Raw genomic sequence first — 23,123 nt, 5'->3', positions numbered from 1 at the left:
TGCCTCCGGCTGCTGGCGCTGCGGCGAAAATATCTCTGGTTCCTGCCCTGTTCACGGCGGCCAGTTCTTCTGGCCATGCCAAGCGAGTGTGCAGTTGCGTCAGGTTTTACTGGTTCTCTTCAGAACCACTGGATTTTGTTTTCTTTTCCTTGCGGGGCTTGGTCGCAGCCTTGGCGGCGGGCGCTTTTGCGCGGCCCTTGCCAGGCTTTTGCGGCTGCCTGAAAATATACATGCGGCTTGCCCTGCGCACGGAATCCCAGGGGATGCTGACCGGCGGCAGGTTTTCGGGTGTCACCTCGCCCTCGGGCGAGATGGTGGCTGGCGCCAGGGTGAAAGCATTTTCTTCAATGGAAAGCAGGGTGCCGCGCCACAGGCGGCGGGGGCCGCCGTGGGAGGGGTTGGGCCCTTCGGGCGCACCCTCGTTGATGGCAACGGCCCTGAGCAGACGGGCTTCCACCACATCGCCAATATAATGGCGCATCTGATCAAGGCTGAAGAAAAGTCGCGTCAGGCCGGGGGTGGAAACCTCCAGCACGTACGCCTCGGGAATGGTATCTTCCACCTCAAGGGCGAGGCCGATATGGCGCGAGATATGCTCGCACTGCTCAAGGGTGGCAGAAAGCGCGACCAGGGCTGGCGCATCAATGTCGTCGGTGTCGACGGGGGTGGGCTGGGTGTCGGATTCCGCAGAAAACGGCACGTCTACAAAGAGCCGAACCACTGTGCGCCCGGCGCGGACGATTTCCACTCCCCAGATAACCAGGCCCAGCGATGTTGCGAGGGGCTCGGCCAAACGGGTGATGGTTTCTTTGAGTACGTCGTCGGTCATTCGTTTCTTAGAGCATTCCTTTGCGCTGAAAATGCGCTTGCCTGGCGGGTTTGCCCTGTCACAAGGACAAAAAAAAGGGGGCCCATTCAGGCCACCCCGCAGGAACTGCGTTCCGCATCAGGATGTAGCAGTGGCGCGAACGCCAGCCGCTTTGAATGAGTTTCATTATCTTGGTGAAAAAAAATTGTCAAGATGTTTGTGCAATGCGGGCAAGATATACCAAGGCGAGTTGTCGTACCTTGATTGATGAAGTATGGATACCACCAAATGGTAAAAATGGCCCTTTTTTTTCTGAAAACTAATTTTTTTCAAAAAACTGCCGAAATGCAGAGTGAGAAGAGAATAGTCCGGGACAGCGGCATTAGGGGGCTGCTGTACCTTTTTGTAAACGATGGCATGCTGACGGCAAGTTTTTGCCACGCATAAAAAGTTTTTGCGTTTAAAAGCGAGGTGGCTCTGTGAACGGTAAATTCCTTTTGTACAGTTGCGCATCAGCGCTGCTGGCAGCGGGTCTTGGCTTTGGCGTAACTCAACTGGCGGGTTTGCCCGTTTTGGCTGTTATAGTGAGCGCCCTTGTGGCGGCTTTTGGCGCGTTTGCTGCCGGGCGTGCGCTTGCTGGCGGGGCTTTGCGTCAGGCTGGTGAAGCTGTCTGCGCCGTGGCAGCCAATCCAGGCCGAGGCCTGAACAATACCGACCCCTCACTTGCTCCGCTGTTTACAAGCCTTGAAGACCTGCGGCAGGCGTTTAAAAACGACAGGGAATACAAAGACGGCATTCTGCGTGGCCTGCCCATGCCGTTCCTGCTGGTGGACACCAACGAGCGCGCGCTCAGCACCAACAAGGCATGTCTGAACATGCTGGAAATCGACGACAGCATTGAGTCCTGCCTTGGCAAAACCCTGGCCCATCTGTTTTATAACGATCCCACTCGCAAAACCGCCGTGGGCAAGAGCATGGCCACGGGCGAGTGCTTCAAGAATCTTGAAGTGACCATCGGCGGACACAAGGGCGGCAAGGTCAACGTGCTCGCCAACGTGTTCCCCATCTACAATGCCGAAGGGGCCTGTATTGGCGGCATGTGCGTGTATGTGGACATGACCGCGCTTAACGAGGCGCAGCGGCAGATCACGGAGAAGAACCAGCGTATGGCCGAAGTGGCCCAGGCGCTGGAAGAAACCATGGATGAACTGGCCGAGATCGTGGTGGCCCTTACCGGCAGCATCCGGCAGTCGGACAAAAATGCCGCCATTGCCGCGGGGCAGCTTAAAGAGGCCGCCTCCTCCATGGGCCACATGAACGCCAGAGTGCAGGAAGTTGCCGGCAATGCGGATAAGGCCGCCGAAGCTTCAGGCCACACCATGTCCAAGGCCACCACAGGGGCGGAAGTTGTGCAGAACGCCCTGCACGGCATTGAAAACGTGCACCGTGTCACGCTTGAACTGCGTACGGATATGGCCACGCTGGAATCGCATGCCAGAGCCATTACCGAGATCATGAACGTTATCTCGGATATTGCCGACCAGACCAACCTGCTGGCTCTCAACGCCGCCATTGAAGCGGCCCGTGCTGGCGAAGCCGGACGCGGTTTTGCCGTGGTGGCCGATGAAGTGCGCAAACTGGCAGAAAAAACCATGGCTTCCACCACGGATGTGGGCCGAGCCATTGAGGCCATTCAGCAAAGCGCCGCCAAGAGCATGTCATCCATGGATAATGCCGTGCAGCAGGTGGAGCAGGCCACAGATTATGCCAAGCAGTCTGGCGAGGCGCTGGACGCCATCGTGGGTACGGTGGAAAATACCGTGGGGCAGGTCAAGGCCATCGCCGCTGCCAGTGAAGAGCAGTCAGCCGCCAGCGAACAGATCACCCACACCATTGATCAGGTCAACCATATGGTGGCCGACACGTCCCAATCCATGGGCCAGGCCAGCATGGAAACCGACAAGCTTCAGGAGCTGACCGACAAGCTGGAAGACCTGACAGCGCAACTGAAAGTGTAGCAGAATTTTTGCCTCAAGGCAGTAAAAGACCCGTTGCAGCCGGATAGAGCGATAAGCGCGTAATATCTGTCTGGAACGGGTCTTTTGTGGCCAAAAATGTCTGGCAGTTCTTATGTTTGCTCATTCACGCCCAGCACCATCTCAAGCACGGCGTCAGCCAGCAGGGCGGCAGCTTCGGTCACACGGGGGGCAAGCGGCGGGGCCAGCAGGATATCTGTGCTAAAGTCGCCCACCAGTACCAGATTGCCAAGGTAGCGTTTGCCCATGGCTTTGCCGCCCCAGCCGCCCATGCCCGATGCGCTGGCTATGCGGTAGCCGCCGAGCAGGGCTGTTTCCACCAGCAGGGTCTTGTCATCCGGCCCGTCAAAGGCTTCCACCCAGATGGGGCAGGCGGGCAGCACCTCGGCCATGTTGTTCTGGTCAAGGCGCATACGCCGCGCCTCCACGCCAATTTCGGGGTTCAGTTCCAGCAGCAGCTCTGCCAGGGCTTCGACCTTGGGGCGGCCCACATGCCGGGGCCAGTACTGCTGGCGGTTGAGATTGGAGGCGTCCACCACGTCATCGTCCACCAGCACCAGATTGCCCACGCCGCTGCGGGCCAGCATCAGGGCTGCGTTTGAGCCAAGCCCTCCCGCCCCGGCAATGCCCACGCGGGCGGCACGCAGGGCCTCCAGTTGGTCGGGGCTGAGGTAGCGGGCAAGGCCGTTGTGAAGTGCATTGTGCATGGCGTGGATCCGTACGTTGAATGTTCTGGTGCGGATTTTTCCGCATGTGTCCAAACGGCGGCCCGGTGTGCACCAGACCGCCGCGCCATAACTGCAAACAGTGTTTTTATACAGCCACCGGGTCTTCCCAGTCTTTAAGCACAGCCTGATAGCCTATGCCAGCGAGGGAGGCCGCCATTTCTTCAAGGCTGCGGCGGTCGGTGATCTCAAACTGGCCGGGATTGTGCAAATCCTCGGTTGCGCGGCCGCCCACGGCAGTGGAAACACCGGCGGAAACACGGGTTACGCCGATAGGCACCAGATGATCGCGCATAAAGGCGCTTTCGCGGCTGGAGCAGGTGATGCCCGCGCGCGGCAAGAAGCAGCGCATGGCCGTAACATATTGTACAAGATGCCGGTCGTCCACGCCGTGCTGCACGTCAAAGTTGCCTTCATGCGGGCAGATGCGCGGGATGGAAACGCTTATGTCCACGCCGGGATAGCGCCTTTGCAGCCACCATGCGTGCAGGCCGGTGGCAAAGGCATCCTGCTCAAAAGATTCCAGCCCCAGCAAGGCGCCCACGCCGATGGAGCGGATGCCGCCCTCTGCCGCGCGCTGCGGCGCATTGAGCCTGAAACCATAATCATGCTTGGGGCCAACGGGGTGCAGCCATGCGTAAAGTTCCGGATTATACGTCTCCTGAAACATGGTCATGCTGTCCACGCCTGCGTCCACCAGCAGTTCATATTCCTCGGTGGTGAGCGAATAGACTTCCACGCCCACCGAGGCAAAGCGGGGTTTGATGCGGCGAGCCGCATCCGCGATATATTGCGGCGAGGACAAATGCCGCGCATCGCCCGTCAGCAGCAGGATGTGCTGAAAGCCCTTGTCGGCGATAACGTCCGCCTCCGCAGCGGCCTCATCAATACTCAGATGACGGCGTGGCTGCTTGTTTTTGGCATTGAATCCGCAGTAGCGGCACTGGTTGGTGCAGACATCGGAGATGTAGAGCGGCGTGAAGATGTTCACGGCCTTGCCAAAAAAGCGCAGGGTCAGATCGCGTGCGCGGCGTGCCATGGCCTCAAGGTGCGGGGCAGCCGCAGGCGAAAGCAGGGTAAGGAGATCGGCTGGCTGCAAAATTTCCTTTTGCAGCACGGCCAGCACATCCGCTTCTGTGGCGCGCGCGGCTCCCTCTGCCCGGCGGGCTGAAGGCCACGCCTGCAAATATTCCTGAAAAGTTTCCATGTGTGATCCTTATAAGCGGTCGGCTGCCAGCGGTTTGGCTGGCGGTCAACATGGCAATGTATTGCAAGCGTTAGCGGAGAAATCCCGTCAGCGGTGAAGACGCTTCCGCGCCCTGGCCCTGCGCTTTGACCGCGCCGGGGCCAGCCAGCCATGCATCGCGCCCGGCCCGAACCGCCGCGCCGAATGCGCGGGCCATGCTGACGGGATCGCTGGACGAGGCAATGGCCGTGTTTACCAAACAGGCCGCCGCGCCCATTTCCATGGCCTCGCATGCCTGCGAGGGGCGGCCAATGCCCGCATCCACCACAATGGGCAGGTCGATTTCTTCAATCAGGATGCCCACCATCTCCTTGGTGCGCAGGCCCCTGTTGGTGCCGATGGGCGCACCCAGCGGCATGACGGCAGCCGCGCCGGCATTGGCGCAGGCCCGCGCCACGTACAGGTCTGGATTGATGTAGGGCAGAACGGTAAAGCCTTCTTTAGCGAGGATTTCCGTGGCCTTGGCGGTTTCGTAGCCGTCGGGCAGCAGATGGCGGGTGTCGGAAATGACCTCGATTTTTATCCAGTCGCCGCAACCCGCAGCGCGGGCCAGCCGGGCCAGACGCACGGCTTCCTCAGCGGTTCGCGCGCCCGAGGTGTTGGGCAACAGCCGCATATGGGCGGGGATATGCCCCATGATGCCCTGGCTGGAAGCCTGCTTTTCGCCCTGTTTGTCCACACGGCGCATGGCCACGGTGATGACTTGCGCGCCGCTGGCTTCGGCCACTGAAGGAATGAGGCTGTCGGCTCCGTATTTGCCGGTACCAATGAAAAGACGGCTTGTAAGGGTGACGCCGCCAATAATGAAGGGATCGTTCATTGTGCTCTCCGTCTGGGATGTGCTGGTAAAAGGATGGTGTGCTGGGCCGGAAACAGGTTTGGCCTCTTATCCGCCGCCCACAAAGTGCACGATCTCCAGACTGTCGCCCCCGCAGAGCAGGGTTTGGGCAAAACGCTCGCGGGGCAGGATTTCTCCGTTGCGTTCAACGACAACCCGTGCCGTATCATGTCCGCGCGCCGTCAGAAGTTCGGCAACGCTGCATGGTTCGGCAATGGCTTCGGTTTCCCCGTTGACTGTGACATCCATACGCGCCTCCAGAGGAAAACAGCCGCGGGGCTGCTTTCCGAGGTTGAGGTTGTAATGGTCCTGCGGGGCGGTTGATGCCGGACGGCATAAAACAGAAATGCCCGCAAAAACCATTACGGCTGCGGGCGAGCACAATCCTGCAAATAAATGCAGGTTGGCCAGCTTCCCTTCGTCGGCACTATCCGCGTCAGGTGCAGAACCGCGTTGTTTTGCGCGATTCTAGGGGTCAGGGCGCTATCACCCTTTCTCAGCCTTTGAGGCTCCCCCAGCCGGTTTTTCGACTTTAGGCCCAGGCCGGGAGGAATGCAAGCAAAACGCGCCAACGATAGGCAGCAACCCGGCGCTACTACATTCCGATTGCCGCGATGGGGCGGGTTTGCGCGGTACAGACAAGCCCGCAACAAAGTTCTTGCATGGATTCACGAAAAGAGTGAAAATTTTCACATCGCTGCGGGGCCTTTGTGAATGCAGGCAATCTGTCTTCGGTAACCGAGCAAAGTACTGTATAAACAGAGTGCACCAGAAGCCTTTTCCATTAAACTGTGCAAGATATATGGTGATTGGCGTTTGGCCGAAAGTGCGGCATTGGCCTTGCGCAAACAATTTGTATGGACAGCGCAATTTAATGGGGGTACGCGAAAAGCAGGAAAGTTTATGATTAGCAATGTTGACCAGTTAACTGGGGGTTCTGGTTTGTCGCGGTTGTAATGCCCGACGCATTGGCAAGGAGGAAGCAGACTGTGCATTGTTCCGCGGGATTCAGTAGCGTTTTTCTGAGGTAGCGGCTGTGTGCTTTGGAATGATTTGCAGGCTGCGACCAGAAGAACAAAACAGGGAGAGACACGATGGAAAGCTTGGAGCACATTAATGCCATCACGCTAGTGTTTGCGGCATTGTGCATATTTGCCATTGCCTACCGGGTGTATGGCATTTTTCTGGCAAACAAGGTTCTGAAACTGGACGCGGGCCGTATTACGCCAGCGGTTCGTTTTGCTGATGGTCACGACTACGTCAAAACCAACGAATTTGTTCTCTACGGGCATCATTTTGCCGCCATCGCGGCTGCCGGGCCGCTGGTTGGCCCTGTGCTTGCCGCGCAGTTCGGCTATTTGCCCGGCGCGTTGTGGATCCTGATTGGCTGCGTGCTCGGCGGCGCGGTGCACGATATGGTGGTGCTGTTCGCCTCCGTACGGCACAAGGGCCAGAGCCTTTCGGCCATCGCCCAGCGCGAGGTCGGCCCCGTTACGGGTACCGTGGCGGGCATCGCCGTGCTGTGCATTCTTATTCTGACTCTGGCGGGTCTTTCGCTGGCCTGCATCAGCGCCATGCACAACGCGCCATGGTCGCTGTTTATCGTGGTCATCACCATGCCTATCGCTATGCTCATGGGCCTGATCATGCGCTTCAAGCAGAACAGCGTTCTGCTTGCCAGCCTTGTGGGCCTGGTTCTGCTGGTTTTGGGTATTCTGAGCGGTCATGACCTCATGCAGAAGGACGTGCTGGGCTGGGCATTTGACTGGGACCGCAACACCGTGGCTCTGGCCATCGCCGGTTACGGCTTTCTCGCTTCTGTTCTGCCCGTGTGGTTCCTGCTGGTGCCGCGCGACTATCTTTCCACCTATCTCAAGATCGGCACCATCCTTATGCTGGCCGTGGGCATCATATTTGTGCAGCCCATCCTCCTCATGCCCACCGTTACCCCCTTTATTAACGGCGGTGGCCCCGTGATCGGCGGGCCTGCATTGCCCTTTATCTTCATCACCATCGCTTGCGGCGCCATGTCCGGCTTTCATGCCATCATCGGCACAGGCACAACGCCCAAAATGATCGGCAACGAGCGCGATATCCTCTTTGTGGGTTACGGCGCAATGCTTACAGAAGGCTTTGTTGCCATCATGGCTTTGATCGCCGCCTGCACCCTGATGCCCGGCGACTATTTTGCCATCAACTCCACCCCTGACAAGTTCAGCTCACTGGTTGCGGCGCACCCCGCGCTGAACACTGTCGACCTGGGCTTTTTTGAAGAAAAGATCGGCCTGAACCTGCATGCCCGCCCCGGCGGCGCAGTTTCTCTGGCCGTGGGCATGGCCCACATTTTCCACAAGATCCCCTACATGGATCACCTGATGGCCTACTGGTACAACTTTGCCGTCATGTTTGAAGCCGTCTTCATCCTGACCGCCATTGACGCCGGTACCCGCGTTGGCCGCTTCTTCCTGCAGGAAATGCTGGGCAAGGTGTACGCGCCCTTTGGCGACAAGAACTGGATGCCCGGCGTCTACATCACCAGCTTCATCTTCACGTCCATGTGGGGCTATCTGATGTACACCGGCAACATCAGCAACATCTGGCCCCTGTTCGGTCTGAGCAACCAGCTGCTTGCGGGCTGCGCCCTGATCGTGTGCACCTCCATGCTGCTGCGCATGAACCGCGGCAAGCTCAGCCTAGTTACGGCCATCCCTGGTATCTTCCTGACCGCCGTGACTTTCTGGGCTGGTTATTTGCAGGTCACCACGACCTACATCCCCGGCGGCAAGTATCTGCTTGCCTTCCTGGCCTGCCTGGTCATGGTGCTGATGGTCTTCGTGCTTGTGGGCACCATCCGCCGCTGGATTGAGCTTATGAATATCAAGGGAACAGTGAACGACGCTTACGGCGAACCCGTGCGCGCCCTGGCCGAAGAATAGCAGAAGAATAACTGAAAGCCGCCGCTTGCGGCTGGCATAACAAAGCTCCCCCGGAATCTCGCGGTTCCGGGGGAGCTTTCTATTTATGGCAAAGGTCAACAATGGCTTGCGGGGTGCGCCAAGAAGAACGTTACTTCAGCTTGCCCTCAAGGGCCTCGGCAGCAATCTGGCTGGCGGTTTTTTCGTAAACATCTTCGCCGTCAAAAAGTTCGCAGGGGGCTGTGTTGCCCGCTTCGGCCAGACGGCGCAAAGCAGGGGCGTCCATGAGGTCGGGCGGCAGTTGGCTGAGCGCCCATGCGGCCATGCCCTGACAGACAGGGTCAACGTCTTCCAGCCCTTTCAGCAGCCAGGGGCGGGCGGTCAGGCACAACTGCGGGCGGGTATGGGCAAGACGCCCGATGGCCCAGTAGCAGGAGCGGCGCAGGGTGTCGTTGTCGCAATAGTTGTCGTCGCGGCCAAGATCAATGATGTAGCTGATAAGAATGCGGTGAAAATCCTTGGCCAGAGATTCGCTGGCAGCGAGGATTTCTGCAAAGGCCTCGGGGATGCCCCAGCCGATGTTGCCGGATTCTTCGTTGAGGTGCCACATGAGGCGGCGGATGATATTCCTGGCCGATTCCGGCTGTTCCTGCATCAGGCGCGCCGTTACCTGCCCCAGCGCAACAGCGGCGCGGTGCATGGTCTGGGGGCCGAGCAGAAGAAAGGAAAAGAGCGGCCCAACATTTTCAAGGCCGCCTTGGGCGATTTCGTCCAGGTGTTCACGCCACTGCGGGCTGACAAGGCATTCTTTAAGCTTTTGTTTTGTAGATCGCATGCGGGCCATGAGCAGTTCCTCCGCGGTCTGTTTTCAGGCTTGCGTTTATAGTGAGCGCTTTTGAGCGATCTGGCAAGGCAGGAATCTGGTTACGTGTTTCGTCTTGCGGCGGGATTGCGCACTCTCGGCGCGGGGCAAAGGGGGTCGGTTATGGGGCTGCGCCCCCTCCTCGTCCCCCTCTGCACTCCCCCCAGATCAGGTGTCCCCCCCCCCTTTGGGGTTTCAATTACCGTGGGTTTGCGAGGGCACGCGTCTTGTGCTGCGGGAGCTTCCTTCACTCGCTGCACTCTCTCAGGTGATCTTCCTCCGCGACGCGTAAATGCCAGAGTCCGTTTTCGCTTTGGGCGGGGGGCCGTTTCAGCCAGATTCCCAGTCAGTCTTGGTCATTGAAAAGTTACGAATAACAGGATGCTATTCATGATCAGAAGCGGGTCGTGGAGTCGCCTTCCTTATACTCGCCAAAGCGGAGCGAAGGCGATGGTTGGTGTTGGGCGAATTTGCAAAATACGTTTTTTGCGATCTGGAAAGGAAGCGCCGGGATTTTGAGCGCAGCGTACTTGAGTAATTTTATTTTGAAATTGCTTTAGTGACTGCGAAAGCAGGCACCCGCCGTGAAGGCATAAGCGCAATTTATTTGCGCTGTTAAGTGCCGGAACTGGCGTGCCTTGAACTTTGAAAATGTATATTTTCAAAGTTTATCTACTCTTAAATCCGTGAGCATCAAAATCCCGGCGCTGACGCATTCAGGCCGTAAAAGTCGGGTTTGCGTAAATCAGCCTGACAGGCTCAATACCCTCCCGCATTGGGGTGACTATTCTAAAGGGTACAGAAAAAAATCACCCAGAACGGCACGCTGAAATCCAGCACCATGCCGTGTACGATGGAAACAAAAAGCCAGTCTTTGCCGCAATACCGGGTAATACCAGGCAGCGTTGTATCCATGGTAGAGGCTCCGCCGCAACAGATCGGCGCCAGCGGCCCAAGATATCGCGCAAGCAGGGGCGTGAGCAGCAGGGTGATGAGCTCGCGGGCAATGTTGCTGATAAGCGCAATGGTGCCGAGTTCCGGCCCTTTGTACTGCGAAATGAAGATGGACGACAGCGAGTAGTAGGCAAAGCCCGCGCCCACAGCCATGCACTCGCTCACGCTGTAAGCAAGAAACAGGCTCATGAGGGCCGTGCCCGTAAAGGTGCCCACCGTGGTTGCCAGCGGCAGCAACAAAACGCGCGGACGCAGCGTGCGCAGAATTTCGCCCAGCCTGCGGTCGGAGCCGATGGAAATGCCCACCAGCAGCATGAGCAGCCACAGGGCGTATATCGTGAAGTCGTGCTCCACCAGATAGGTGGGTATCAGCCCCATGCGTGCAAGCAGTACGCCGGAGCAGAAAAAAAACAGGATGATGAGGCTACCTTTCATGACTGCGCGCCTCTGCATCCGTTGCCTTTTGCTGGGGTGAAATCCCCGCAGGCGTGGGCGTTTTGGCGAAGAATCGGCGAATCAGCGCCGCGCAGGCTAAGGAACCCAGAATGCCCGCTACCGTGAGAACCAGAGCTGCGCCGCCAAGTCGTGGCAGGGACTGTATGAGCAGCTCGTTGCTGCCCACAGAGATGCCCAGCGCAAAAAGCAGCAGCATGATGGCGGGTGTAACGCAGCGTGTCAGCGAGGTAATCCAGGGCTGGCCGCGCAGCAGAAAGCCAAGGGCCATGCCAAGGAAGGTGAGTCCAAGCGCGATAAACATGGAAAGAAAATCTCCTCTCGGTCGCCCATGAGCGACAATGAAGGGCAGTCCGAAGCGCGCGGCGACCCCCACGTGTCCTGTTTGCGGGTCTTAGCGCAAAATGTGGCGCAAGGCTTCGCGCAACAGGGCCAGCATGGATGCATAGCGCTGGTCGAACTGGAGCAGGTTGTCCACGTCCCAGAGAACCCATACCAGCTTGCCGCGGTGGCGGATTTGTTGGGGAGGCCGCAGCCCGCCGGGGAGCGCGACGGCATTGGCTGCCGCCGAACCCATGACCACCACGCCTCTGGCGCGGAGTTGGGCAGCGCCAGACCAGAACACGTCCGCATTGGCCGCAAAGCCATTGTCCGCCATGGGTGGTACGGCTGGCGGCAATGCAGCGGGATCGGGAGGGAGGCACGAGGGCCAGAAGGTATGCGTACCAGCGGGATGCCCCAGATCTTTCAGCAGGCGCTGCAAAAACTGGCGGCGTTCCAGACGGCCCGGAGTCTGCGGGTCGCAGAGGTCGGGGCCAAGATTCCAGTATGTCCACAATATCGGGCCGGGGCGGGTCTGTTCCAGTCGGGCCTGCCAGGGGGCAGGCCACACGTGGGGAGGCAAGGGCAGCCAAGCGGCGGCCTTGCTCTGCTCTGCGGCTGGAGCGGCTTCGGCATGGGCGGTATCCGGCCCTGCGGGCATGTGGGGCCGCCGCTGGGGCGGCACTTCACGGTTTGGCGCGGGGCTTGCCGATCGTGGACTTTGCTGCCATGGCTGGCGCTCCCGCGCGGGCTGGCCCGTATGCGCCTGGCCCGTATGCGCCTGGCCTGTATGCGTCTGGCTGCGGGCGTTGGCGGATGCCGCGCGAGACGCCTCCTGTTGGGGGGCGGCAAAGGCATCGTAGCCTTCGGGCATGAGCAGGGTGGTAAGCCCACGGCGCTGCCAGAGCGCGCTGACGGGGTTTACGAGCGCAAAAGCCATGAACACAGTTCCCAGGCCACATCAGCCTTGCTTTGGTTGGGCCAGATCTCTTCATGCCCGGTTGCGTCTACAACAGCCATGGAATTGGTGACAGCGCCAAAGCCGCTATCTGTGGCGTTGACGCGGTTGGCGGCCAGCACATCAGCCTTTTTGCCTTGGAGCTTGGTATGGGCCAGCGGCAGCAGGGCCTGCATGTCGGCGGCGGTTTCCGCGGCAAAGCCCAGCACCTTCTGGCCTGGCTTGCGGCCCGCGGAAAGGGTGCGCAGAATATCAGGGTTGGGCGTAAAGGCCACGGTAAGGCCGTCCGGAGCGTCCGCTTTCTTGAATTTGCGGGGGCCAAAGGGCTGGGGCGAAAAATCCGCCACAGCAGCGGTGAACATGCCCATGTCCATGCCGGGCCAGATATCGGCGGCGGCCTGAAACATGTCGCGGGCGCTCACAACATCGTGCCGGGCGATTTCGCGCGGCAAACGTGCGCGCACGCCGGGGCCGCAGACGGCAGTAACCTCTGCGCCGCGCAGCCATGCCGCCACGGCCAGCGCCGCGCCCATGAGGCCGCTGGAAGGATTTGACCAGAAGCGCACGCCGTCCCATGCCTCGCGGGTGGGGCCCAGCGTGACCATAACGCGTTTGCCCGCCATGTCCTGCGGCGAAAGCGCGCGCAGGGCAGCCAGAAAAATATCGTGCAGGGGGGCAAGACGGCCCTCGCCCTGTTCGCCGCAGGCCGTGCCGCCGCATGCTGGGATTACAATATGCGCCCCGCGTTGCCGCAAAATGTCAATGTTGGCCTGCGTGGCTGGGTTGGCCCACATGCGCGGATTCATGGCCGGGGCGATCACTATTGGCCCGTCAAAGGCCAGAGCCTGCGCGGCCAGCATGTCGCCCGCCGCGCCGTGCGCCAGACGGAACAGGGCGTCAGCCGATGCCGGAGCCACTACCAGAGCCTGCGCGTGTTGTCCCGGTTCAAGGTGGGAAAAAACATCCTGCCCCTGTGAAAACATGTCTTCATACACCGGGGCAGCGCCCAGCGACTCAAAGAGCAGGGGAGCCACAAAGCGGCGCGCGCCCGGCGTGAGCGTGGCCGAAACATGTATGCCCATGCCTGTCCATGCGCGCAAAAGATCGGCGGCCTTGTAGCAGGCCACGGAACCGCACACGCCAAGGTGCAGGCGCTTGCGTTCGTAACGGGTGCTCTGGTCAAAGGGAGTGTTCAGGCCACTTTTGCTTTCGCTCATAGGTTTCGCTCCTGTAGACCGCCCTTGTTGCCGCCCCAGCTTTCAGTAAAGCCAGGCTTGGGGGAGGAATTCATGCCGCCGCCACTGCCAGAGCTTTCGCTGTAACCGGACGAGCTGCCGCTGCCGCTGTTGCCCCCGCCGTAGCCGTTGGTGCCAGTATTTTCCTGCATGGGCAGGGTTGCTCCATCGGGCATGCGGTCAGCAACCCAGATGGCAAGCACGGTGCCCATGGTTTCCCGTTCAATTGTCAGCGTAGCCACGGTTGAGCTGCGTTCGTACACGTATACGCTGCGTATGCCCTTGCGCTGGGCCATGCGCAAATGCCAGCCCTGACCCTGCAAGCCGGTGAACATGATCTGGGCTACAAAACCCATGTCGGCATCACCGCGAAATATTTCAAGCCCTTGCGCGCCGCCAGCCCCGGCGGTCTGGTATCCGTGGGTGGGGAAACGCTGCATTCCGGCAGGTGTGGAAACCCCCAAAAGTTGGCTTGTGCCAGTATCAACGCCGCCCGTAAGGGGGTCATTGGTAAAGGGATTGCTGATTTCCATCGTCGAGCAGCCCGCCATCAGAGCGGCAAGCAGGGTGACTGCAAGGATGACAAGCGGGCGTCGCATGGCTATAATCTCCTCCTCCCGGCGTGAAATGCTCCGGAAGCAACCCAAGTACACTAGCGCCTCCGCCGCATGCTGACAAGTCCGCGGCGTGAGAGGTTCATTAATGAGGCCCACGTATTATGCCCACTGAGGAAGCGGATTTTTTTCTCGAAAGTTATAATTTTGCATTGCCTGAAGCGCAGATAGCCCAGTTCCCGCCTGAAGAGCGCGGGAACTCGCGTCTGCTGGTCATGCCGCGCCAGGGTGCGCTTGAGCTTGAGCACCACCAGTTCAGCGATCTGCCGGACTGCCTGCCCGAGGGCGCGTTGCTGGTAGCCAACAATTCCCGCGTATTGCAGGCGCGCCTGCTGGGAACACGCTCCACTGGCGGCAAGGTGGAGTTTCTGCTGCTCACGCCCCTGCCGCTGGTGCTTGAAAGGGGACGGCCCGACAAGCTTGGCGGCTCCAGCGCGGAAGTCGAGGGGCTCATACGCTCCGGCGGCAGCATTCGTGATGGTGAAAAGCTTGAATTTGGCGCGGGCATCAGCGTGACCGTGCTGGAATCGGGCGAATTCGGGCATCGGCGTGTGCGTCTGGCCTGGGACGGGGACCTTTCCAAGGCCTTTGCCGCCACCGGGCACATTCCCCTGCCGCCCTACATCAAGCGGACAGATGCGGAAGAAGATCTGAGCCGCTACCAGACCATCTATTCCCGCGAGGACAAGACGGGTTCTGTGGCCGCGCCCACGGCGGGGCTGCACTTTACCCCCGAGATGCGAGAAACCCTGAAGGCCAGAGGCTTTCAGTGGGCGGACGTAACCCTGTATGTGGGTTACGGCACCTTCAGCCCTGTGCGCAGCGCCGACATACGCGGCCACCGCATGCACAGGGAATATGTGGAAATGCCCGAGGCGACGGCGCTTGCCATTGCCGAGGCCAAGCGTGAAGGGCGGCCTGTGATTGCCGTTGGCACCACCAGCCTGCGCTCTATGGAGGGCGTGGCCGAATTGTGCGGCAGGGTGCAGCCCTTTACCGGTTGGACGGACATCTTTTTGTACCCCGGCAGGCCCTTCCGTGTAGTTGATGGCCTGCTGACAAACTTTCATCTGCCTGAGTCCTCCCTGATCATGCTGGTTTCTGCCCTGGCCGGGCGCGAGCGCGTGCTTGCCGCTTATGCCGAGGCTGTGAGCAGGGGGTATCGGTTCTTCTCATATGGCGATGCCATGCTTATTCGCTAATTGTTCCATGAAGCGGGTGTGGAATCCCAAGGAGCTGAAATGTCAAGAGTTGTATTTATGGAAGAGCGCTGCAAGGGCTGCCGCCTGTGTGTGGAAGTCTGCCCGGTGCACATCCTCAGGCCTTCGGGCCGTTTTAACCGCCACGGTTATGAAGTGATGGAAATGGAAGGCCAATGCACGGGCTGCGCCTCGTGCGCGGTCATGTGTCCCGATGTGGCCATACGCGTGTTCAAAAGCGCGAAAACCAAGGGGGACAAGGCATGAGCGCTGCAACCGAACGTGTGCTCATCAAGGGCAACGAGGCCGTGGCCTTTGGCGCTATAGATGCGGGCTGCCGCTGCTATTTCGGCTACCCCATCACCCCGCAGAATGAAGTGCCGGAATCCCTCTCCAGCCTCTTGCCCGAAGTCGGCGGCCAGTTTGTGCAGGCCGAAAGCGAAGTTGGCGCCATCAACATGGTGCTGGGTGCGGCAGCCAGCGGCATTCCTGCGCTTACGTCATCTTCCAGCTGCGGCATTTCGCTCATGCAGGAAGGCATTTCCTACATGGCGGGCAGCCAGATCCCCGGCGTGATCGTCAACATGCAGCGCGGCGGCCCCGGCCTTGGCGATATCGGCCCCTCGCAGGGCGATTATTTTCAGGCCGTCAAGGGCGGCGGGCACGGCGACCACCGTAATCTGGTGCTGGCCCCCTCCACCGCTCAGGAATGCTATGATTTTATGTTCAGGGCCTTTGCTCTGGCATTCAAATACGCCAACCCGGTCATGGTGCTGGGCGATGCCATCGTGGGCCAGATCAAGGAACCCGTGCGCCGCGTGCCGCCCAGGGACGCCGTGCCCGCCGAGGAACTGGCCGCCCTTGCCGCGCCTTGGCGTATGGAAGGTTATGGCCGCCGTGGCCCCGGCGCGCAGCCGCGCCTGCTCAAGTCGGTCTATCTGGCCGAAGGGGCGCTGGCCGAGCGCAACCGCATGCTCATGCGCAAGTACGAATCCATGAAGGCCGACTGCGCCTTTGAATGCGTTGATACTGACGATGCGGAACTGATCGTGGTGGCCTTTGGCTCCATTGCCCGCATTGCGCGCAGCGCCATCCGCCAGTTGCGCGCCCAGGGGCATAAAATCGGCCTGTTCCGGCCCATTACCCTGTTCCCCTTCCCGGATGAAGCCCTGCGCGCTCTTGCGCCCGGCCGGCGTTTTCTGGTTATGGAGCAGAACACGGGGCAGATGGTGGAAGATGTCCGCCTGGCCCTCTTTGGCCAGCCGGGCGTTGCGCCCGCATCCGTGCTGTGGCACGGCGTCATGCCGGGGCTGTTCATCGGCGCCGATGCCCTGCGCGAACCCATGCTTCAGGCCCTCAAGGAGAACTAATCATGCAAGCTCAGGAACTGGACGCATTGCGTCCCGCCGAGGGCGAAAGCCTGGTTTTTGATACCAATCCCGTGCTCAACGAGCGCCCCACCCACTATTGCCCCGGCTGCCACCACGGCATTGCCCACAGGCTGGTGAGCGAGGTGCTGCACGAACTGGGCGTGGCCGAACGCACCATTCTGGTGGCCTCGGTGGGCTGCGCCACATTCACTTACGATTACTTTAACGTGGACGGCCTTGAGGCCCCGCATGGCCGCGCCTGCGCCGTGGCCACAGGCGTACGCCGCGCCCGCCCTGATGCTGTGGTGTTCACCTATCAGGGCGACGGCGACATGGCTGCCATCGGCATGGCCGAATCCATGCACGCCGCCAACCGTGGCGAAAAGATCACCGGCATCTTCATCAACAACACGGTGTACGGCATGACCGGCGGGCAGATGGCCCCCACCACCCTGGTGGGCCAAAAGACCACCACATCGCGGCAGGGGCGCTCCATCAGCAATGAGGGCGGCCCCATCCGCATGGCCGAGATCATGGCCCAGCTGGACGGCGTGGCCTATTCCGCCCGCTGCTCGCTGGATTCGGTCAAGCATGTGCGCGAATCAAAAAAGGCCATGCGCAAAGCCTTTGAAGTGCAGTTGCAGGGTCTTGGCTTTGGCTTCATCGAGCTGCTTTCCGGCTGCCCCACCAACTGGCATCTGGATCCCATTGCCGCCAACAAGCGGATTGCCGAGGCCATGATGCCCGTATTCCCCCTTGGGGTGTACAAGGATGTGACGGCCAGCGTGGAGGCGGATCATGTCTAACGCATATCAGGATGTGATTATTGCCGGTTTTGGCGGTCAGGGCGTCATGCTTATTGGCAACCTGCTGGCGCAGGCCGGCATGGAACACGGGCTTGAAGTGAGCTTTATCCCCGTTTATGGGGCAGAAATGCGCGGCGGCACGGCCAACTGCACTGTGGTGCTTGATGAGCACCACATCGGCTCGCCCCTGGTGCGCGAGCCCATGTCCACCATCATTCTCAACGAGCCTTCGCTTTCCAAGTTCCAGCCCCGGCTGAGCGCGGATGGCGTACAGATCGTCAATGCCTCGCTGGTGGCGCAGAACCTGCTCGATGCCGCAAAGCGCACGGTCTACATTCCCGTGAACGACATGGCCCACGAACTGGGCAATGTGAAAATGGCCAACATGGTGGCCCTGGGCGCATGGCTCAAGGCAACGGGCGCGCTGCCCCTCAATGTGGTGCAGGAAGCGCTGAACCGTGTGGTCAGCGCGCACTATGCCAAACTGATCTCCGCCAACGCCAAGGCGCTGGAACAGGGCTACAACTTCGCATAGCATGCGGCCCGCCCAGTGCGGGACGCTTTTGCAAAATCAAACATCCGGCAGGGGATTCCCTGCCGGATGTTTGATTTCAGGGCGCGTGCAGGCCTCCGAGCCTACGCGCCAGCCAGGCCGTTGCCGATCATGGTTTCTGGCCGCACGATGCTGTCGAACTGTTCTTCGGTCACGCTTCCCAGCTCCAGAGCCGCCTGCCTGAGAGTGAGCCCTTCCGCCGAGGCCTTCTCTGCAATTTTTGCCGCCTGCTGATAGCCGATAACGGGCGAAAGCGCCGTGACCAGCATCAGGGAATTATTGACGAACGAATCAATTTTCGCCCTGTTGAGCCTTGTGCCTTCAACGGAATGTTCCCTGAACTTGCGGCAACCGTCGCCCAGAATATTGATGGATTGCAGCACATTTTTGATGGCTACGGGGCGCATGACATTGAGCTCAAAATTGCCCTGGCTGCCCGCAAGGGCCACGGCACTGTCGTTGCCCATGACCTGTATGGAGATCATGATCAGGGCCTCGCACTGGGTGGGGTTGATCTTGCCGGGCATGATGGACGAACCGGGTTCGTTTTCCGGCAGTTGCAGTTCGCCTAGGCCGCAACGCGGGCCAGCCGCCAGCCAGCGCATGTCGTTGGCTATTTTGACCAAAGCCACGGCCAGACCGCGCAGGGCGGCACTGAAGCGCACGATGGCATCCTGGGAGGCAAGGGCCATGAACTTGTTGGGCGCAGTGACAAAGGGCTTGCCCGTGATGTTAGCCAGTTCTTCCGCAACTGCCATGCTGAAGCCCTTTGGCGCGTTCAGCCCGGTACCCACGGCGGTGCCGCCCAGAGCCAGGGGGTAGAGTCCCTCGCGGGCGGCCTGAATATCCGCAATGCAGGCCCTCAGCTGGGCGGCATAGCCTGACCATTCCTGCCCCACGCTGAGGGGCACGGCATCCTGCAAGTGGGTGCGGCCAATCTTGACCACGTCCATCCACTGTACCGCCTTGCGTTCCACGGCATCGGCCAGGGCTTCCACCTCCGGCAGCAGGCGCGTATCACAACTTTGCACGGCGGCCAGATGCATGGCCGTAGGAAAGGCGTCGTTGGACGACTGGCTCATGTTCACATCATCATTGGGGCCAACGGGCTTCTGACTTCCCATGACGCCGCCAATCAGCTGGATGGCCCGGTTGGACAGCACTTCGTTCACATTCATGTTGGTCTGGGTGCCGGAGCCTGTCTGCCACACGTAGAGCGGAAAATGTTCGTCCAGCAGGCCGTCCATGCCTTCCTGCGCGGCGCGGTCAATGGCCTGCGCCTTCCAGGCGGGCAGCCTTCCCATGCGGGCGTTGACCTGCGCGCTGGCCTTTTTGATCAGGCAAAGGGCGCGGCAGATTTCCAGCGGCATCTTGTCGTCACCAATGGAAAAATGTTCGAGCGAGCGTTGCGTCTGGGCGCCCCAGTATCGGTTGGCAGGCACCATGACCTGCCCCATGCTGTCAAATTCTTCGCGTTCTCCAGCGGCGTCTATGCCCACAGGAAGATCAAGAACAGACGGTTCATTTTGTGCTGTACTGCCCACGGCGCGTTCCTCCCTGTACGAACAACGGCCCCCGGCCCGCTTCTTGCGAAGCGGCTGACCGGGGGCCGTTCTGTGCCGTTATACGGTGCGGTGCTAGAAGCCCTTGGCCCCCATGAGGCAAGCGAGGTCGCACACACGGTTGGAATAGCCCCATTCGTTGTCGTACCAGGCCACAATCTTGACCAGGCGGCCTTCCTGCACGGTGGTGTAGGGGGCTTCAAGAATGGAAGAATGCGGGTCGCCCTTGAAGTCCATGGAAACCAGGGGCTTTTCGTTGTAAGCCAGAATGCCCTTGAGGTAGGTTTCCGAAGCTTCCTTGAGTTCGCCGAGCAGGCTTTCGGTATCAGTGGATTTTTCCAGAATGCCCGAAAAGTCCACAACTGAAACCGTGGGCGTGGGCACACGCAGCGAATAGCCCGTGAACTTGCCCTTGAGTTCGGGAATAACCTTGGCCACGGCCTGAGCCGCACCGGTGGAGGTGGGGATGATGTTGCAGGCAGCAGCGCGGGCGCGACGCGGGTCCTTGTGGGCCATGTCGAGGATGCGCTGATCGTTGGTATAGGCATGGATGGTGGTCATGTTGCCCATCTGGATGCCGAATTTGCGCTGCAATACAAGGGCCACCGGGGCCAGGCAGTTGGTGGTGCACGAGGCGTTGGACACAACGTGGTGCTTGGCCGGGTCGTACTGCTCGTGGTTCACGCCCATGACGATGGTGATGTCTTCGTCCTTGGCGGGGGCGGTGATGATGACCTTTTTGGCGCCATTTTCAATATGCACGGCCGCCTGGGTGGCAGAGCGGAAGATGCCCGTGCTTTCCACCACGATGTCAACATCATGCGCGCCCCAGGTAAGCTGCTTGGGGTCGCGTTCTGCAAAGCAGTGGATGTTCCAGTCGCCTACTGTGGCGTCCTGACCGTTGACCTTGGCGTCAAGGTTGGCGCGTCCATAGACGGAATCGTATTCCAGCAGGTGGAAATTGGATTCCGCGTCAAACAGGTCATTGATGGCAACCACTTCTACTTTGTCGCGGTAGCTCTGGTGCAGGGCGCGGAAAACCTGCCGCCCAATACGGCCAAAGCCGTTGATGCCTACTTTGATTCTGCTCATATGCAAGTTCCTCATAGCGTAGAGGGAAAAATCGTTGTCGTGCGTTGCCGCCGGAATTCAACGGCTCAAATTTGCAAAGCGCATGCACTGCGCCCGGCGGTTCTGGCCTCCGGAAGAAAGCCCTGCCACTTTTAGGCAATGCCTTTGCCGCTCGGGCTGTTGAAAACCTGCCTAGGCAGCCGGAACAAATCCGCCTGTGCGCGGCCTAGTCTTCGTAGAGAGAGTAGGCGTGTTTGGCCATCAGCTCGTAATTGTTGCGCAGGGCTTCATGCAGGCGGGAGTTTTCAATGGCCAGCGCCGAAATGGCAGCTACGGCTTCCATGAAGGTTTCCTCATCGGCGCTGAATTCGCGCTCCACATCGGAGTACACGCGGATGAGGCCAATGGCTTTGCCGTCAGCCATGAGGGGGGAGGACAGCACGGAAACAAGCCCTTCGGCCTTGGCCGATTCCGGGTACTGAAAGCGCCCATCGGCGGTGGCGTCCTTGAGGTGAATGGTCTTGCCGGAAAGCACTTCGCCGTCAAGGCCGCTGCGTTTCACTTCCACCGGGCCTTTACGCATATAGGTGGAGGAAAGGCCGTGGGCGGCGCTGGGCAGCAAGAAGCGTCCGGTGCTGTCCAGCAGACGGATGGTGCTTGCTTTGCAGCCCATGGTAACGGCGGTTTGCTCGGTGATTTTGTGCAGAACTTCGCGGGGCTCAAGGCTGGAGTTGATAACCAGCGCCACATCCCTGAGCGCACGGAAATAATCGTGTGCCATAGGTGCCTCCTGAGGAAAGCGTTTCGACAGGCATTAAAGCCTGCCGCGCATGAATTGTTGATCTGGTTTGTAACACGTTTTCCAGTTCCAACTATGCGCTATTTTTCTGCATCAGGCAAATGTGGTGTGGCATGGCCCGGCGAATATGCCATAAACAGGCAAGAGTGCACCAATGCAGCGCTATTTCAGGAGGCTGCTGGCCGGGATATTTGCATTGGCAGAATCCTTTCTGGGGTGCGCAGCAAAATTGCCACAGGCTCTCATTGGTCTGTCCGCGAAGGGAAGGCCGAACGTTGTGAAAAAACGGCTGGGCGCACCCTCAGGCGTTCTTGCTTTGCACCCTTATGCCTTGGGCTTGCCCGGGGTCTTCATGCTGATCTGACCTTCGATGATTCCGCCTTCTTCTGTAAGCAGATTGGGCGTGACAACCTGACCTTCGAGCACCCCGGAGCTGTAAACCACGATGCGGCGTTTGGCCGTCACATCGCCGGTGAAGTGGCCGGAAAGCAGCAGTTCGCCCACATCAAGGGTGCCCTGCACCTGAGCATCCTTGCCCACGTTGAGCGTACCGTCACTGACAATTTCGCCAGTATAGCGGCCTTCAATGCGCACAGTGCCCTTGAAGTTGAGTTTGCCTTCATAGACGGTATCGGAGCCGAGGTACGCTATTTCGTCCTTTGCCACGTTTATCCCCTTTGGCTTTACAGTTAGCTTTTAAACATGAAACGTCGCATGGACACGTTGAGTACAATGCCAAGCAGTGTGAAGTTGACCACTGTGGCGCTGCCGCCGTAGCTGATGAAGGGCAAGGGAATGCCCACCACCGGCATGAGGCCTATGACCATGCCCATGTTGATAAAAATCTGCCAGAAAAAGTAGAAAAACACCCCAACCACGAGGGTACTGCCAAAGCGATCCTTGGCCTGAACTGCGGTTGAGAAGATGGAAAGCAAAAACAGGCAGAACAGCGTGACCAGAGCCACGCAGCCCACAAAGCCCCATTCCTCGCCAAAAACAGCCACGGCAAAGTCGGAGTGGCGTTCGGGCAGAAAGCGCAACTGGCTCTGCGTGCCTTCGCGAAAACCCTTGCCCCACAATTCGCCCGAGCCAATGGCAATGCGCGACTGGATGATGTGATACCCTGTGCCGCGCGGGTCGTTGCCGGGGTCCAGAAACGTCAGGATGCGTTGACGCTGGTAATCGTGCATGCCCACAAACCACATAAAGGCGACAGCGGCTGGCGCAACCAGAAGGCACGTTTTGAGCACGTAGCCCTTAAGCCCGTGGAACAGGATCATGCCGCCCATGATCAGCAATATCAGCAGGGTAGTGCCCAGATCGGGCTGAACGATAATGAGCCCGCAAGGAACAAGGCCCACGCAAAGCACGCTGCAAAAATTTTTCCAGCCCAGGGGGCGGCTGTCGCGCGCCAGCAGGCGCGCTACCAGAACCAGTACGGAAAGCTTGGCCATTTCTGAAGGCTGCAAGCTCATGAAACCCAGCGAAATCCAACGCTTGGCACCGTAGACTGTTTTGCCCGCAATGGGCACCAGCAGCAGAAGAAAGACGGTTATGAGAAAGAAGGGCCAGGCAAGGTTGCGCAACTGGCGGTAGTCAAAAACCATTGCCAGCAGCATGCATACCAGGCCGCACAGGCCCCAGATCAGCTGGCGCTGATAAAAGGAATTGAATGCCAGGCCAGATTCCACGCGCGTACCGCTGGCGGAATACAGGTTGCCCACGCCCACAAGATAGAGCAGCAGCATACAGGCCAGAAGGCCCCAGTTGATATAGCTGAAAAGGCGATTATCCATGC

The 23,123-nt window shown here is 59.7% G+C and carries 23 protein-coding genes; 7 read left to right on the top strand and 16 right to left on the bottom strand.

Annotated elements, in window-relative coordinates:
- Window positions 1–106: 106 nt before the first annotated feature.
- Window positions 107–829 (bottom strand): ribosome maturation factor RimP, encoded by a 723-nt coding sequence (locus tag G449_RS0113795; protein ID WP_022659906.1) that lies wholly within the window; start codon window positions 827–829, stop codon window positions 107–109.
- Window positions 830–1,287: 458 nt separating this feature from the next.
- Between G449_RS0113795 and G449_RS0113785 the strand changes: the two genes are divergently transcribed.
- Window positions 1,288–2,826: a methyl-accepting chemotaxis protein gene (locus tag G449_RS0113785; RefSeq protein ID WP_022659904.1), complete on the top strand. Its 1,539-nt coding sequence runs from the start codon at window positions 1,288–1,290 to the stop codon at window positions 2,824–2,826.
- Between the two features lie 110 nt (window positions 2,827–2,936).
- Here G449_RS0113785 and thiF read toward each other — a convergent pair whose 3' ends face one another.
- From thiF to thiS, 4 genes are all read right to left on the bottom strand, one after another.
- Window positions 2,937–3,551, bottom strand: a complete 615-nt coding sequence (gene thiF / locus G449_RS0113780; RefSeq protein ID WP_022659903.1) for a sulfur carrier protein ThiS adenylyltransferase ThiF — start codon at window positions 3,549–3,551, stop codon at window positions 2,937–2,939.
- Window positions 3,552–3,657: 106 nt separating this feature from the next.
- Window positions 3,658–4,776 (bottom strand): 2-iminoacetate synthase ThiH, encoded by a 1,119-nt coding sequence (gene thiH, locus G449_RS0113775; protein ID WP_022659902.1) that lies wholly within the window; start codon window positions 4,774–4,776, stop codon window positions 3,658–3,660.
- A 70-nt stretch (window positions 4,777–4,846) separates the two neighbouring features.
- Entirely contained in the window at window positions 4,847–5,635 is a 789-nt protein-coding gene (locus G449_RS0113770; RefSeq protein ID WP_022659901.1) for a thiazole synthase, read from the bottom strand.
- Between the two features lie 66 nt (window positions 5,636–5,701).
- Complete coding sequence (gene thiS, locus G449_RS0113765; RefSeq protein WP_027181022.1) at window positions 5,702–5,902, bottom strand: sulfur carrier protein ThiS; 201 nt, start codon at window positions 5,900–5,902, stop codon at window positions 5,702–5,704.
- An 845-nt stretch (window positions 5,903–6,747) separates the two neighbouring features.
- Between thiS and G449_RS0113760 the strand changes: the two genes are divergently transcribed.
- Window positions 6,748–8,589 carry a carbon starvation CstA family protein gene (locus G449_RS0113760; RefSeq protein WP_022659899.1) on the top strand — a complete coding sequence of 614 codons (1,842 nt, stop codon included), beginning with the start codon at window positions 6,748–6,750 and terminating at the stop codon, window positions 8,587–8,589.
- A 130-nt stretch (window positions 8,590–8,719) separates the two neighbouring features.
- Here the strand turns inward: G449_RS0113760 and G449_RS0113755 are convergent, their stop codons facing one another.
- The 6 genes from G449_RS0113755 to G449_RS0113725 form a co-directional block, all read right to left on the bottom strand.
- The gene (locus G449_RS0113755) at window positions 8,720–9,412 is read right to left on the bottom strand and encodes a DVU0298 family protein (protein WP_022659898.1); all 693 of its coding nucleotides are present in this window, start codon (window positions 9,410–9,412) and stop codon (window positions 8,720–8,722) included.
- Between the two features lie 807 nt (window positions 9,413–10,219).
- The gene (locus tag G449_RS0113745) at window positions 10,220–10,819 is read right to left on the bottom strand and encodes a LysO family transporter (protein WP_022659897.1); all 600 of its coding nucleotides are present in this window, start codon (window positions 10,817–10,819) and stop codon (window positions 10,220–10,222) included.
- Window positions 10,809–11,141: a LysO family transporter gene (locus G449_RS17240; RefSeq protein ID WP_022659896.1), complete on the bottom strand. Its 333-nt coding sequence runs from the start codon at window positions 11,139–11,141 to the stop codon at window positions 10,809–10,811. The genes G449_RS0113745 and G449_RS17240 overlap by 11 nt, the downstream gene beginning before the upstream one ends.
- 90 nt (window positions 11,142–11,231) lie before the next feature.
- Entirely contained in the window at window positions 11,232–12,098 is an 867-nt protein-coding gene (locus tag G449_RS17905) for a hypothetical protein (protein WP_022659895.1), read from the bottom strand.
- Window positions 12,080–13,333 (bottom strand): bifunctional phosphopantothenoylcysteine decarboxylase/phosphopantothenate--cysteine ligase CoaBC, encoded by a 1,254-nt coding sequence (gene coaBC, locus G449_RS0113730; protein ID WP_022659894.1) that lies wholly within the window; start codon window positions 13,331–13,333, stop codon window positions 12,080–12,082. Before coaBC ends, G449_RS17905 begins: the two co-directional genes overlap by 19 nt.
- Entirely contained in the window at window positions 13,330–13,950 is a 621-nt protein-coding gene (locus tag G449_RS0113725; RefSeq protein ID WP_022659893.1) for a hypothetical protein, read from the bottom strand. The genes coaBC and G449_RS0113725 overlap by 4 nt, the downstream gene beginning before the upstream one ends.
- Before the next feature lie 119 nt (window positions 13,951–14,069).
- Here G449_RS0113725 and queA point away from each other — a divergent pair, with 119 nt between their 5' ends.
- Genes queA through G449_RS0113700 form a run of 5 tightly spaced genes read left to right on the top strand, consistent with a single transcriptional unit; the run spans window position 14,070 to window position 17,875 of the window.
- Entirely contained in the window at window positions 14,070–15,167 is a 1,098-nt protein-coding gene (gene queA / locus G449_RS0113720) for a tRNA preQ1(34) S-adenosylmethionine ribosyltransferase-isomerase QueA (protein WP_022659892.1), read from the top strand.
- 39 nt (window positions 15,168–15,206) lie between these two features.
- A complete protein-coding gene (locus G449_RS0113715; RefSeq protein ID WP_022659891.1) occupies window positions 15,207–15,431 on the top strand; it encodes a ferredoxin family protein in 225 nt (74 codons plus the stop codon).
- Window positions 15,428–16,534 carry a 3-methyl-2-oxobutanoate dehydrogenase subunit VorB gene (vorB, locus tag G449_RS0113710; protein WP_022659890.1) on the top strand — a complete coding sequence of 369 codons (1,107 nt, stop codon included), beginning with the start codon at window positions 15,428–15,430 and terminating at the stop codon, window positions 16,532–16,534. Before G449_RS0113715 ends, vorB begins: the two co-directional genes overlap by 4 nt.
- A gap of 2 nt (window positions 16,535–16,536) precedes the next feature.
- The gene (locus tag G449_RS0113705) at window positions 16,537–17,340 is read left to right on the top strand and encodes a thiamine pyrophosphate-dependent enzyme (RefSeq protein ID WP_022659889.1); all 804 of its coding nucleotides are present in this window, start codon (window positions 16,537–16,539) and stop codon (window positions 17,338–17,340) included.
- A complete protein-coding gene (locus G449_RS0113700) occupies window positions 17,333–17,875 on the top strand; it encodes a 2-oxoacid:ferredoxin oxidoreductase subunit gamma family protein (protein ID WP_022659888.1) in 543 nt (180 codons plus the stop codon). Before G449_RS0113705 ends, G449_RS0113700 begins: the two co-directional genes overlap by 8 nt.
- A 101-nt stretch (window positions 17,876–17,976) precedes the next feature.
- Here the strand turns inward: G449_RS0113700 and fumC are convergent, their stop codons facing one another.
- The 5 genes from fumC to rodA all read right to left on the bottom strand — a co-directional run bounded on the left by fumC (window position 17,977) and on the right by rodA (window position 23,121).
- On the bottom strand, window positions 17,977–19,437 hold the full coding sequence (gene fumC, locus G449_RS0113695; RefSeq protein WP_022659887.1) for a class II fumarate hydratase: 1,461 nt from the start codon (window positions 19,435–19,437) through the stop codon (window positions 17,977–17,979).
- A 93-nt stretch (window positions 19,438–19,530) separates the two neighbouring features.
- Window positions 19,531–20,547 (bottom strand): type I glyceraldehyde-3-phosphate dehydrogenase, encoded by a 1,017-nt coding sequence (gap, locus tag G449_RS0113690; RefSeq protein ID WP_022659886.1) that lies wholly within the window; start codon window positions 20,545–20,547, stop codon window positions 19,531–19,533.
- A 205-nt stretch (window positions 20,548–20,752) separates the two neighbouring features.
- The gene (locus tag G449_RS0113685; RefSeq protein WP_022659885.1) at window positions 20,753–21,307 is read right to left on the bottom strand and encodes a GAF domain-containing protein; all 555 of its coding nucleotides are present in this window, start codon (window positions 21,305–21,307) and stop codon (window positions 20,753–20,755) included.
- 342 nt (window positions 21,308–21,649) lie between these two features.
- A complete protein-coding gene (locus G449_RS0113680) occupies window positions 21,650–21,991 on the bottom strand; it encodes a bactofilin family protein (RefSeq protein WP_022659884.1) in 342 nt (113 codons plus the stop codon).
- A 23-nt stretch (window positions 21,992–22,014) separates the two neighbouring features.
- Window positions 22,015–23,121 carry a rod shape-determining protein RodA gene (gene rodA, locus G449_RS0113675; protein ID WP_027181019.1) on the bottom strand — a complete coding sequence of 369 codons (1,107 nt, stop codon included), beginning with the start codon at window positions 23,119–23,121 and terminating at the stop codon, window positions 22,015–22,017.
- Window positions 23,122–23,123 lie beyond the last annotated feature (2 nt).

This window comes from Desulfovibrio desulfuricans DSM 642 (assembly GCF_000420465.1).
Taxonomy (GTDB): Bacteria; Desulfobacterota; Desulfovibrionia; order Desulfovibrionales; family Desulfovibrionaceae; genus Desulfovibrio; species Desulfovibrio desulfuricans.
The sequence above is the reverse complement of the archived record's forward strand: the minus strand, read 5'-3'. Positions and strand labels throughout refer to the sequence as shown.

What these genes read in the sequence shown, in the direction of transcription:
- G449_RS0113795 (WP_022659906.1), bottom strand. Translation starts at nt 829, where the DNA reads ATGACCGACGACGTACTCAAAGAAACCATCACCCGTTTGGCCGAGCCC.
- thiF (WP_022659903.1), bottom strand. Translation starts at nt 3,551, where the DNA reads ATGCACAATGCACTTCACAACGGCCTTGCCCGCTACCTCAGCCCCGAC.
- thiH (WP_022659902.1), bottom strand. Translation starts at nt 4,776, where the DNA reads ATGGAAACTTTTCAGGAATATTTGCAGGCGTGGCCTTCAGCCCGCCGG.
- G449_RS0113770 (WP_022659901.1), bottom strand. Translation starts at nt 5,635, where the DNA reads ATGAACGATCCCTTCATTATTGGCGGCGTCACCCTTACAAGCCGTCTT.
- thiS (WP_027181022.1), bottom strand. Translation starts at nt 5,902, where the DNA reads ATGGATGTCACAGTCAACGGGGAAACCGAAGCCATTGCCGAACCATGC.
- G449_RS0113760 (WP_022659899.1), top strand. Translation starts at nt 6,748, where the DNA reads ATGGAAAGCTTGGAGCACATTAATGCCATCACGCTAGTGTTTGCGGCA.
- G449_RS0113755 (WP_022659898.1), bottom strand. Translation starts at nt 9,412, where the DNA reads ATGGCCCGCATGCGATCTACAAAACAAAAGCTTAAAGAATGCCTTGTC.
- G449_RS0113745 (WP_022659897.1), bottom strand. Translation starts at nt 10,819, where the DNA reads ATGAAAGGTAGCCTCATCATCCTGTTTTTTTTCTGCTCCGGCGTACTG.
- G449_RS17240 (WP_022659896.1), bottom strand. Translation starts at nt 11,141, where the DNA reads ATGTTTATCGCGCTTGGACTCACCTTCCTTGGCATGGCCCTTGGCTTT.
- G449_RS17905 (WP_022659895.1), bottom strand. Translation starts at nt 12,098, where the DNA reads ATGGCTTTTGCGCTCGTAAACCCCGTCAGCGCGCTCTGGCAGCGCCGT.
- coaBC (WP_022659894.1), bottom strand. Translation starts at nt 13,333, where the DNA reads ATGAGCGAAAGCAAAAGTGGCCTGAACACTCCCTTTGACCAGAGCACC.
- G449_RS0113725 (WP_022659893.1), bottom strand. Translation starts at nt 13,950, where the DNA reads ATGCGACGCCCGCTTGTCATCCTTGCAGTCACCCTGCTTGCCGCTCTG.
- queA (WP_022659892.1), top strand. Translation starts at nt 14,070, where the DNA reads ATGCCCACTGAGGAAGCGGATTTTTTTCTCGAAAGTTATAATTTTGCA.
- G449_RS0113715 (WP_022659891.1), top strand. Translation starts at nt 15,207, where the DNA reads ATGTCAAGAGTTGTATTTATGGAAGAGCGCTGCAAGGGCTGCCGCCTG.
- vorB (WP_022659890.1), top strand. Translation starts at nt 15,428, where the DNA reads ATGAGCGCTGCAACCGAACGTGTGCTCATCAAGGGCAACGAGGCCGTG.
- G449_RS0113705 (WP_022659889.1), top strand. Translation starts at nt 16,537, where the DNA reads ATGCAAGCTCAGGAACTGGACGCATTGCGTCCCGCCGAGGGCGAAAGC.
- G449_RS0113700 (WP_022659888.1), top strand. Translation starts at nt 17,333, where the DNA reads ATGTCTAACGCATATCAGGATGTGATTATTGCCGGTTTTGGCGGTCAG.
- gap (WP_022659886.1), bottom strand. Translation starts at nt 20,547, where the DNA reads ATGAGCAGAATCAAAGTAGGCATCAACGGCTTTGGCCGTATTGGGCGG.
- G449_RS0113685 (WP_022659885.1), bottom strand. Translation starts at nt 21,307, where the DNA reads ATGGCACACGATTATTTCCGTGCGCTCAGGGATGTGGCGCTGGTTATC.
- rodA (WP_027181019.1), bottom strand. Translation starts at nt 23,121, where the DNA reads ATGGATAATCGCCTTTTCAGCTATATCAACTGGGGCCTTCTGGCCTGT.